Raw genomic sequence first — 11,251 nt, 5'->3', positions numbered from 1 at the left:
AAACCTTCAAAATCCTTGCTGAGCGTTATCGAAATAGAGGTAAAAGGCTTGGTTTGAGATTCAATTTAATCGCTGGAATCTACAACTTGGAACTGAGCAAAAAATGATTTATGAAAGAGGTCTAATAATTTCATTATAAATACTACTGTTAGTGAATCTAAGTAATTCTAATCTCAGAAACAATACAGATTTTCAAAAAGAAAGCAAAATTTATTTTATGCCTTGAACATGAGTCTTAGGCCGAAACAGCTGGAGCAATATGCCCCTCTTGATCCACCAGCTCAGAAAATGATTGAACTGGCATAGCAGAAACTGAATTTATCAGCACGAGGTTGCCATCGGATTTTGCGTGTTGCCCGAACCATTGCAGATCTTCATCAAAGTCCAGATATTCAGACTGGGCATTTATTGGAAGCCTTGTCTTATTGAGGGCAGCACGTTTGATTAACTTAATTTGAGAATCCAAGCAATAAAAAAGGCGACCTAAAGTCGCCTTTTTTATTCAGAGAAAATTAGAAGCTATAACCTAGTCCGAATACTACTTTGTTCTTTTGTTTCACATCCATACGATCATAACCACCGATGATGTAATTGATGCTTGCAGTAACACCAGTATCTGCAAGAGGTTTAATAATTTTAAAAATATAAAGTCAAGGTAAATTGGCAACTGAAAAGGCCTAATTTGTGATTCTATGTAATATGGTCTGCTATTTGAAAATGAGTTTTTCTTTTTTTTATATTTAATGATCTAATTTTTAAAAAATTAGGTTAAGCATGTATAAAAAATCATAATTTAAAATAATTAATAAAATTCAATATCTTTATAAATATAATTATATTTTATATAAGTATCAAAATGTATTTCTAGATTTTATTTTAAATTTAAGCGTTTATACAGTTTTTTGATTAAGTTATGAATTTAATTGAAAAATAAAATTTATAAAAGATAGGAAGCTTTCAATATGTGTTCATTCTATTATTAAAAGTAATTTATGTTTCTTATAAATCCAGACTTCAATTACTTAACTTACCTTTTTTTACATTGAATTAATATGTAACAGGTAATAACTTGGCGAATTTTTAAAAATAGGTAGAGTAAATATTAAGTCGAAACCTAATCATCGGCGATTTAAAGCAAATAGTAAGGAGTTACACCATGGCTAATAATCAACAGCAAAATCAGCAAGACCAACAGAATCAACAACAACAGCAACAGCAAGACCAACAACGTCAGCAAAACCAGAATCAAAATCAGCAACAGCCGAACCAGCAGCAACAACAGCCGCAGGGACAGCAAAACCAACAGCGTCAGCAGGGCCAACAGGACCAGCAACGCAATCAGCAACAACAGCAACAGCCACAACAAGATAACCAGCAGCAAAATTTGCGTAATCAATAAGATTAGTCAAAGCTGCAGCGTTCATATCTAAGCTGTGTAATCTCTACAAAAAACCGCCTTCTTTAAGGCGGTTTTTTTATTGTTCAGAATAAATCAGCATTGAATATTGGATTTTACTTTATAAAAGTCGAGCGCATTTTTCAGATCTTTCAGTAACTCCTGCTCCTCATATTCTTGTGGCATTAGTTTTATTAGGGCCGGCATATAATGAGTTTTATATTCTTTAGGATAATCCTCACATAAAATATGTGTTCTTTCCTCAAGGCTAATAGTAGAAGAATCTAATTTATCTAAATAAGCACTCAATCGGGCATCTGATTGTTCAAACTGAGCTTTCACTGCTGGATCAGGTTCAGCTGATACATCTGCCTGTTGTTTCTGGCAGCCTGTGATCGCCAATGCCAATAGGGTAATTATGAATAGTGATATTTTCATGGCAACAATATATTGTTATCAGTCGTTGGAAAAATTATAAAGAGAAATGAGTGAAAGAGCACCTGCCTTTAAACTCATTGACAGCTGAGAAAATAAAAAATGAAAAGGACTTTGATAAAATAAGTAAAATATCTACCAATATGTATAAGTTGCATATCTGCTTTTATGACTCACTTGATTGAATGAAAACTGAATGAATCAAAGTTTTTTGTATTTAATTGCATCTAAGTTGATGAAAAATAGCCAATAAAATATAAAACATAACCTATATTCAACATTTAGTAAAAAAGCCTCTATATTTCATATACATATTAGATGCATGACAAGTGGTACTTTATCACCACTACAACAACTCAGATAAAATAATTTAAAATCAGCAAGTTAAAAAGCCCTGTTTAATCCAGACAGTTAAGCAGGGCCCATTTTTTAGATCATAAATATGTCAAAAATAGATGATTCTCCGATATTTATCCTTCACATAAGTTTTCATATACAACATAAAACCTGAAAATACGTTCAAGTGTGAAACATGAATAGATGTTATTTATATATCTCTTTTCATGAAAAGACAGGGTAGAGCTATGATGAGATGTATCTGTGCATTTGGTATGGGTGTTATGGTGGGATGTTGCTTTAAATCTTGCAAAGAAAAAATGTGCCGGATGATGAGCAAGGATCACGGTACCAAAGACCAAGCGCCAAAACATGAAGAGAGTGTACAAATTTAGAGGCTATAGCTTGCCTGTGCGATCGCAGTACAGGTGAGTGATTCAATCATTTCAAGGTAAATAAATCGTGGAGCTGTAAGCCATTATCTTTAAAGCAACTAAGCTCGATCCATGATCGAGCTGTTCACAGTCAGGAGAAACACATGTTCCAATTTATATGTTGTTTATTTGGTCTTCATGGTGCGACTGAAATTGATTACACAGTCGATGATTTCGAAGTCAAAAAGTGTCGTGATTGCTTGAAAGATTTAAATTAACTCTCTAGACCTTCGCGGTATAGATGGATGTTGAACCCCCGTTTGATATAGCTCGACGGGGTTTTCATTTTTTATTATTGATATTTGAAAATAGAACCAACATATCAGCGCTATATTTTTATAAGTTATTGATAGTTAATTAATAAAGATTATTAAAAATAAGAATTTACTTATTTTTAGCTTATTATTTGATCTTACTAATATCCATCTCAACTAAATTCATGCTTTAAGTGTTATTGCAATATGCGATATTTAGATTATACTTTGAATATAGCAAAATGCGATAAATAATTATGCATGTGATCACTCACGTTCGGATTCTGGAAGCAATACAAAAGTGGCCACACGCTGAAACTGCATTAGATGGTTGGTATCGAATTATCAAGGCCAATAATCCTAAGGATTTTGCCGACATGAAGCGATTATTTCCCGCAGTCGATAAAGTCGGGAAATTTCATGTCTTTGATATTGGTGGCAACAAGATCAGGTTGATCGCAGTTGTGATGTATCAGGCAAAACGTGTCTATATTCGCCATGTCTTATCCCATCAGGAATATGACAAAGGTCATTGGAAGGAGGCTTAATATGAATGCAATGATTAAACAGGCCGTTGATCACTGGCGTTATGTTGCACCTTTGCTCAGCAAGCCAGAAACTGAAGAAGACTTTAATACCCTTACTGAAGCTTTAGATGAACTTCTGAATATTGTAGGTGATGATGAGTCGCATCCCTTAATGGGACTGATTCTTCAACTGGGTGATTTAGTCTCAGCTTATGAACATGAACATTTGCCGATGCCAGAAGGCGATGGTCGTACTGCACTCGCTTTCCTGATGGAACAGCATGGCCTCAGCCAATCAGACCTATCTGATATAGCTACCCAGTCGGTCATTTCTGAAATCCTGAATGGTAAACGTCAGCTCAATATCCGCCATATTAAAGCTTTGTCTGAACGTTTTAACGTTTCTGCAGATACTTTCTTTTAAGTAATAAGAAACCAAATTTTAAATTGATCTATGAGCTGTGCTTTCTGGAAGCAGGTTGCACAGCCAGACAGATTTAGATTAAACAAGAAGTCTATATAAGCTCTGATTAGAAGAATATATGTTTATTAAAATGTATGGAAAACATAAATATTATTGATGTTTAACCTTATATGTCCTAATAATTTTCTAAGCATCTAGAGGAAAGGGAATATATATGACAACTCATGCAGACCGCCAAACAGAGCAAGAAGATAATCCGCAAAAAGAATCTAATGATGATAAAGGCAATCAAGCAACCTATAAGGGTGTAAAGCCTGAGAAAAAGCCTAATGCCGAGCCAGAGCATCCGCTGAGGGAGCAAAAGTAAGATATTAATATCAGAAAGCCCTAATTAAATTTAGGGCTTTTTAGATTTTGATTTAAGTTTCGGAAAATTTCTGCTTCACTTTACTGGGAAGATGAAATTACCGATCAATCTTTAACAGTCCATCCCAACTAAAATAATTCTGGCTTAGATACTGTTGAGACATGGCCCAGCTCCGGTCAGGAATTTTAGCTGCTCCAATTGCCAGCTTTTGATCCCCAAATCTTTCTTTTACTTTTTCTAGCGCTTGTTGAAGCTTCTCATTTTTCTCGATTTGAGCATGGTCCGAGAGCAAGTCATAGACATAGGCCGATTTAGGTTCAAGCGCCGTTAGAATAACCCCACATTTTTTAAACTCAACACCTTCTGAAAACAGTTCATGCATCTGTTGCATTAATGCCCGGTTCATGACAACAGCAGAATCAGTAGGTTCAGGAAAAGCGATATCGATAGATTTATGATAAAAGGATCTGTTCTTGTCAAAAGGATTGGATTGAGCGAAAGCAATGATGCAACCACATAAGGATTGATCTTCTCTCAAGCGTTTGACGGCATTTTGCAGGTAATCACTCATAGCCTCCGTTAAAGCTTCAAGATCTGTTACTCGGCAACCAAATGAGCGTGAAGAAATAATCTGCTTCTTGGGCTGGCACGCCTGTTCCAGTTCAATACAGGAAATTCCCTGTAATTCCATCACAGTTCTTTGCATAAGAACTGAAAATAATTTTCCGATTCGATGGTAATCGGCCTGAGCTAAATTAAGAACAGTATGTATACCTAAGTTCTTCAACTTTTTACTCTGCTGGCGCCCAACCCCCCAGACTTCAGCAACATCAATCAAGCTCCAGAAGTAATCTCTATGTTGTGGATGCATTGAAGAAAGGTCGCAAACCCCATTGAAGCGTTTGGCTTTCTTGGCCATATGGTTAGCTAATTTAGCTTCGGTTTTGGAACGGCCAATGCCGACACAAACGGGTAAGCCAATCCATTGCAAAATACGCTGTCGCATATCCTGACCATATTCTGTTAAATCATGATTTTTTGCATAAGCTGTAATTTTCAGAAAGCATTCATCTATGGAGTAAACCTCTTGTTCATCAGGTGCTACATATTCAGACAGAATGGAATGAAAGCGTTTGGACATTTCTGCATATAGGGCATAGTTGCTGGATAGCACCTGAACTTGATGCTGTTCGACGATATCGCGAATCTGGAAGAGTGGAACAGCCATTTTAATGCCGAGATCTTTTGCTTCCTGCGAACGTGAGACTACACAGCCATCGTTATTTGATAGCACGATCACAGGTACATGATTTAGTTTCGGATTGAATATGCGCTCACAACTGACATAGCAGTTATTGACGTCAATCAGCGCATAGATTTCCTGCTGATATTTCATCTGAATTTTTTAATGACGTTGGTGACCACACCCCAGATTTCAAATTGCTGACCTTCTACAGGATGAATATCGGGATAATCGTCATTCTCAGCTTTTAGCCAGCAACCCTTTACATCGACAATCAGCCGTTTGACAGTAAATTCGTTATCTACACAGGCAATCACAATATCTCGATGTTGCGCTTCAATACTACGATCTACAATCAATGCGTCATTGATATCAATGCCTGCATTCAGCATCGACAGCGAATTGGCACGAACGATAAAAGTAGCATTAGCGTTATTGATCAGGAATTCATTCAGGTCGAGTTTTTTATCAATATAGTCTTGTGCGGGTGAGGGAAAACCAGCCTGAACGCGTTCAGTGACCAAAGGAATTTCCATTTGAGTAACGGGATAAAACTGGCGAATATCACTGATTTCACTTTCTTTTTTAAGTGATTTTAAGTATGCTTTGATATCCAGGACTTTAGATTCAGGTACACGAATTACTTTAGTTTCTTCGGCCTTTTTTCTGCCTGCACCAATTCTAAAGCCCCCATGCGAATTTGTCATAAATCTGCTACTTCTTGATTGTTGTTACATTAATCAAGATTGTAATGATTGCTTTATTTTTATACAAATAAATTAAATGCTTTAAAATCAGATACTAATAATTAAATTGCTTTTATATTTCAGTTTTCCGACAAACGGGAATCTCGTAGCTTTGCAATAAATTCATCCCGCATTTCGAAGAAAAATCACTTGCTTCCTCATGATTGCAGTGCAGCCAGTCCTGTCTTGACTCTTTCGGTATCACAATAATCGAGCGTTTTTCATCATTCGGATTATGAAACTGTTTCATAAAGGGATGCTGATTTGCATTATTTGCATTAATCGTGAGCATTGAAAAAGATCGAACTTTTTCACCTTCAATGATTGCATCATCATAAATGGCTGCAACAGTAACAGGGTCACCGTCTTCGCGAGAAATAGCATACCAATGAGATTTGCCATCAATGTATTTGGGTTCATAGAACGTATCTACAGGCACCAAGGCAAACTGATTATTTTTCCAGGCATGCCGAAAACTTGCTTTTGAGGCGACTGTTTCACTTCGGGCATTATAAGTATGCCGGCCAAATTTTAATTCTTTGGCCCAAGAAGGGATAAGTCCGAAACGTGCGATCTCCAGTTCAAACTCGTCAGCACCGCGCATAATGATGGGAGCGGGAGCTAAAGGATATACATGTGTTTTCATATCCAGTTCAAGCTGTTCTTCATGAATATCTAATAAAGAGAGACGGCTTTTTGAGGGGAATTCATAGTTTGAACACATGGGCGAACGCTCTCATGATGATCTATCATGAGAATTAAAATATAAGAGAGATAAGTGCAAAACAATTTGAATATCGTAAGTTGGATTTTGACCAGCAAGCAGGATTTTTATTTTATAAGTATGTATTTAGAGCCTAAAAATATTTAACTCAATAATATTTTAAGTAAATTTAATATTATGAAAAGATTAAACTTTTATTTAATCTATACAGATATACATAATTTAACTTTTTATTTAAAAAAACACTCCAAATGGCTTTGGAAAGCTACAAATATAGATGTTAGTTATATAGGCTTGCATTTATGAGCATGAGGTGAAAGATGAAGTTATTAACGTTAATTGGTGCAGGTATACTTGCGAGTTATTGTTATAAGAAAATGAAATACAAAAAGGACGGTTCAAACAATCCTACTCCTCAGAATGAACAGGTAGACAGTCAAGCAGCAAACCCTGTTGAATAATCTCTTTAAAGGACCTCACTACTAGCAATAGAAGGCTGTGAGGTCTCCCATTCTTTCAGTAGAGTCATCTCTGACAAGTCTTATATAATTTTCAGGACTTTGATATTTGCAGAGAAACAGCAAGCTCTTTTTAGCTATTATACCTTTTCATCTGTTCTAAATTTTCCTGATTAAATTTATTGATAAAGTTGAATGGTTTACAAAACTATTCATTTTAATAATAGCCATACTTTAAAAATAATGTGATCCTCTTTCTCAGGAGGACAGCTTATGAAAAAACTAATTATCTTGCCTCTTGTAGCTTTAATACTTCTGGGGTGTAGTCAACCAAATACACAGCAAGAAGCTGACTCTAAGATCCTACAGGATGAGGATTTAAAAAAATTTAGGGAGATGGTAAGGAATGCTTTACCAAATTCAGATCTGGTTCAATTTCATCAACAAGAGGGAGAATGTGGTGAGGTTAGTTTCAGAGATAAATCTACGAATGAAATGAAGCATCGGAGGTTTATTGTAGTGAATAAAAATATTGTGCTGATTGAAAGACGGCAGGTAGATCAGGAATATTTTGACCTTTCATGGAGGAATGCATGTCGAGATTATTTCGGGTAAAGAAAGAATATTTATTAAAATTCTTATTTGAAAATAGTGACCGCTATAATTGAATATCAATAAAAAATTTGATTATTGAGCCACTCTTTAGGGTGGCTTTTTAATGTCTGGATTTCTTAATTTTGCTTGAAATATGGGTACTGAGTAGATCCGTATTTTATATACTAGCTTCGTACCAATAAATAGAATATTGATCAATTTATATAGATAATAAATATAAAAATTATTTAAAAAAGGAACAAAAATTGCTTCTTGAAAGCATAGCTTTTGCTTTAGGTTCTGGATATGTATCTCTTTAAAATATGCGGCATTATTTTCCTCGTCATCCTTGCTGTTTCTCTCATGGTTTTAGGTCTTATTTATCAGGATCCTTTATTTGCTTTGATAGGGCTATTGTTCGCGGTTTGCGCAGTATTATTATTTTCCATGATCAAGGAAAGTCTTGCTGACTTTTAGATCGCTCATTTCGGTTAAAAGTTTAAAGATTTGGACTAGAGATCAAGGTGAATAGTAGGGTGATAGCGATCAATATTATGCACCGAGATGGAATCAACAATTTAAAAAAGTAATCTTGTTAAAGAGTTTTTAGATCAACAAGCGGAATAAGGAAGACTTATATGGGCAACTAGTCATGGGGATTAGATTGATCAGATGATCTGATAACACACTTATTACTAGGTGTTATTTTGCAGAAGTTCATCGAAAGATGGGCTTTTTTGTTGCCTAAAATAAAGCTTTATCAAGTTCAAATTAGAAATTATTGACTCCAAAGATCACAATTTAGACTTTTTATGTATGGATAGATATTTAATTTCTATATATATTTATATTTGTCATGAATTGGCTATTGTTTGACCGTTGTACATTTCGTCAACAATCCTGAATCAGCGCAAAATGATAAAGGGGAAGAGCCCACAGCAATGTGGGCTTTTTTTATTGCCTAAAGAAAAGTTTGGCTTAATTTCTTACTATGTATCTGGCTTGAATAGCTTAGCTAAGTTAAGTAATAGATCTGGTCAAAGAGAATGAGATTAACTAGAAGTTTGAATAAGTGACTTATTTCTATTTTATCAGTCAATATGATTGTTAATCATCGACTTAATATCAAAGTGTGATTGACTGCATATAATAATTTTATTATATTTTACCATATGTTTAAAAATCTCCACGTTTTGAATTTAGAGTTTTGTCCACATCGTCCCCAATGATATGGTTTTTTTTGACTCAAATATACTGATTAATATTTTTATTTACTTATGCTTAATTTATGAACGCTAGAAACAGTAGTATCTAGTTCCGTGGAGAGGCTATTTTTACATCAATAGGTATGATAGATTAGAGTTCTTGCGGTAACTGCCAATGTGGGTCAGTCCAGCAAGTTTATCTTGTGACACTCCCGTCGTTTGAAGTGTTACTATGAAGAAGCTCATCGAAAGATGGGCTTTTTTGTTGGTTTATTAAACAAAAGGGTTCATACTAAGGCTCATGCTTAAATTAAGTTGAATCTTTTGAAAAACAAAAGAGTTGTAATTTTAGGCGGAGTATTTTTGGCATTTATATTTTTTCTGTGTTTCCATTTATATAATCTTTCTAGCGAACAAGAAAGAGCAGAGAGTTTAGAAAAATTGTCTGATGAGCTTAAAGCTTCTGAATAGATAAGTTTAAAAGATGAAACGAAAGCCCATCATAAGTGGGCTTTTTTTACAGGTATATACATTTTTATTTCTTAAAAATAATATTTATTCAATTAAATGAAATGTTATAAAGAATCTTCACAGTCTTTTAAATAGATTGATGCACCTTATGAATAAATATAAAGCGATAGATCTAAGTTTTCTTAATTGGGTATATGATGAAATTTTAGCGACTTTCGAGCCCACAAAATCTAGAACAATAAATAAATCACGATTTCTATCAGAAAATCTAAAGTTAATTGCTGAACATCTCGGTGAAGATGCGTCAGTGACAACTAAGGTACCAGCAGTAAGATTTAAATATAGATCACAAACTAAAACTTTATGGGTATTTGACGTACCCGATATTAATGACAGGTTCACATTCATTAAATATTTATTCGATTTCTTTGCGAGTTTTTAAAGTCCATAGAAATAAGAGCTTTTTTGTTGCCTGATAAACTTTATACGGCGACCAGAACACAAAAATAATTAAATAGTGTAATTCCTGTCTAACAAATAACCAAATTTAACCCAAAGCCAACCAGCACCCACCATTCAGTAATGCTTCTTATACTATATTGCTGCACTATATAAGTGCTACTTTAAAGGTGCTCCATGAATAATGATGAACTAGCTAAAAACTATAACGACGTGTTAAAGAAGCCTACCCGCTTAACTTCCCCAGGTTAAGCGGGTTATTTTTTGTCTGGAAAAAAGTATGCTCCGATTACTATTCTGCTTATTCTGCCTACATGGTGCGACTGAGATTAGCGACGGCAAGAAAGAATGCCGGGATTGTTTGAAAAAAGTTTAATTTAGAATGATAAATTTTTTTTATTATCAATGAGTTAAGTATTCTGTGCTATTTGATTTTTCAATAATAATAGGCTAATAATTGGTTTGAATTTTGACTTAACGGGCTGGTTATGAGCACACTACAATGTATTCACACAACTGATTACTTAATATCAGTTATCAATTCTAATGTTATTAATTTTAATAACCCATATTTTGAATTCAAAGAGGCTCGAAAGGAGATGAGCGCTAAAACTCTTGTTGAGGTGGAGCGCTACTATCAATACTCAGCTATCGACCTAACTATCACCCAAGTCAATGGATGGGTTGAGTTTAAAGCAAAGTTAAAATCATAGCCGAACGTATTACGGCAAACTAAACCTCTTACATTCTAAATGTTGAGGGGTTTTTCTTTTCTTATTGGTGAGCCCATGATAGACAAAGTACAAGCTAAATAAGGCTCAGATTTTGTAACGTTAAGCTGTCTAAATGTCAGAACCTCAGTCATTTTAATTCTTAGAACCATCAAATGATTAAGATTGATAAGCTCATGATTGAACTAAAAGAATAAATTAAGAATTTAGGTAATGTATTAAGTTAAAATCTAACTTTTCTAAAATTAGTTAAAGAGCTTTGAAGAATCTATAGATGATTAGCTTATAGATTAACTAGACTCAACCGAGACCCATTCAATGTAAGCGTCCGCTGAATCCCATGCCTATTTTTTAATTTTGGTCGGATTTCCAGCGGTGTGGCAGTAATTCTTCTATTTGGGTCACTTTATGCGTCGGCAGCCTTTTCAGCACATCACTTAAATAGGC

General features: G+C 34.7%; 11 protein-coding genes and 3 pseudogenes. 9 read left to right on the top strand and 5 right to left on the bottom strand.

Features of this window, described 5'->3' with window-relative positions; translation table 11 throughout:
• The 3 genes and pseudogenes from FTV34_RS15405 to FTV34_RS15395 all read left to right on the top strand — a co-directional run.
• Positions 1–107, top strand: a pseudogene (locus tag FTV34_RS15405) (IS5/IS1182 family transposase); the annotation flags it as partial.
• A gap of 91 nt (positions 108–198) precedes the next feature.
• Positions 199–429, top strand: a pseudogene (locus FTV34_RS15400) (hypothetical protein); the annotation flags it as partial.
• Positions 430–1,156: 727 nt separating this feature from the next.
• Entirely contained in the window at positions 1,157–1,399 is a 243-nt protein-coding gene (locus tag FTV34_RS15395; RefSeq protein WP_034705379.1) for a hypothetical protein, read from the top strand.
• Between the two features lie 93 nt (positions 1,400–1,492).
• Here FTV34_RS15395 and FTV34_RS15390 read toward each other — a convergent pair whose 3' ends face one another.
• Complete coding sequence (locus FTV34_RS15390) at positions 1,493–1,834, bottom strand: hypothetical protein (protein WP_175967532.1); 342 nt, start codon at positions 1,832–1,834, stop codon at positions 1,493–1,495.
• 1,278 nt (positions 1,835–3,112) lie between these two features.
• On the opposite strand from FTV34_RS15390, the gene FTV34_RS15385 reads away from it, so the two are divergent.
• The 3 genes from FTV34_RS15385 (at position 3,113) to FTV34_RS15375 (ending at position 4,173) form a co-directional block, all read left to right on the top strand.
• Positions 3,113–3,403 (top strand): type II toxin-antitoxin system HigB family toxin, encoded by a 291-nt coding sequence (locus FTV34_RS15385; RefSeq protein ID WP_180070743.1) that lies wholly within the window; start codon positions 3,113–3,115, stop codon positions 3,401–3,403.
• A 1-nt stretch (position 3,404) separates the two neighbouring features.
• Positions 3,405–3,806: a type II toxin-antitoxin system HigA family antitoxin gene (locus FTV34_RS15380; protein WP_180070742.1), complete on the top strand. Its 402-nt coding sequence runs from the start codon at positions 3,405–3,407 to the stop codon at positions 3,804–3,806.
• A 214-nt stretch (positions 3,807–4,020) separates the two neighbouring features.
• A complete protein-coding gene (locus FTV34_RS15375; RefSeq protein WP_180070740.1) occupies positions 4,021–4,173 on the top strand; it encodes a hypothetical protein in 153 nt (50 codons plus the stop codon).
• Positions 4,174–4,270: 97 nt separating this feature from the next.
• Here FTV34_RS15375 and FTV34_RS15370 read toward each other — a convergent pair whose 3' ends face one another.
• The 3 genes and pseudogenes from FTV34_RS15370 to FTV34_RS15360 form a co-directional block, all read right to left on the bottom strand.
• Positions 4,271–5,569 (bottom strand): Y-family DNA polymerase, encoded by a 1,299-nt coding sequence (locus tag FTV34_RS15370; RefSeq protein WP_180070738.1) that lies wholly within the window; start codon positions 5,567–5,569, stop codon positions 4,271–4,273.
• Positions 5,566–6,123 (bottom strand): LexA family transcriptional regulator, encoded by a 558-nt coding sequence (locus tag FTV34_RS15365; protein WP_180070736.1) that lies wholly within the window; start codon positions 6,121–6,123, stop codon positions 5,566–5,568. The genes FTV34_RS15370 and FTV34_RS15365 overlap by 4 nt, the downstream gene beginning before the upstream one ends.
• 119 nt (positions 6,124–6,242) lie before the next feature.
• A pseudogene (locus FTV34_RS15360) lies at positions 6,243–6,886 on the bottom strand (SOS response-associated peptidase).
• A gap of 320 nt (positions 6,887–7,206) precedes the next feature.
• Here FTV34_RS15360 and FTV34_RS15355 point away from each other — a divergent pair.
• From FTV34_RS15355 to FTV34_RS15345, 3 genes are all read left to right on the top strand, one after another.
• A complete protein-coding gene (locus FTV34_RS15355) occupies positions 7,207–7,347 on the top strand; it encodes a hypothetical protein (protein WP_180070734.1) in 141 nt (46 codons plus the stop codon).
• Positions 7,348–7,617: 270 nt separating this feature from the next.
• Positions 7,618–7,959 carry a hypothetical protein gene (locus FTV34_RS15350; protein WP_034170370.1) on the top strand — a complete coding sequence of 114 codons (342 nt, stop codon included), beginning with the start codon at positions 7,618–7,620 and terminating at the stop codon, positions 7,957–7,959.
• A 2,602-nt stretch (positions 7,960–10,561) separates the two neighbouring features.
• Complete coding sequence (locus tag FTV34_RS15345) at positions 10,562–10,786, top strand: hypothetical protein (protein WP_180070732.1); 225 nt, start codon at positions 10,562–10,564, stop codon at positions 10,784–10,786.
• 369 nt (positions 10,787–11,155) lie between these two features.
• Here FTV34_RS15345 and FTV34_RS15340 read toward each other — a convergent pair.
• On the bottom strand, positions 11,156–11,251 hold a 96-nt coding region (locus tag FTV34_RS15340), incomplete at its 5' end, for a transposase domain-containing protein (protein WP_151760394.1).

Source organism: Acinetobacter sp. YH16038, from assembly GCF_013417275.1.
Taxonomy (GTDB): Bacteria; Pseudomonadota; Gammaproteobacteria; order Pseudomonadales; family Moraxellaceae; genus Acinetobacter.
Note: the sequence above shows the minus strand (reverse complement) of the source record. Positions and strands in the feature narration are given on the sequence as shown.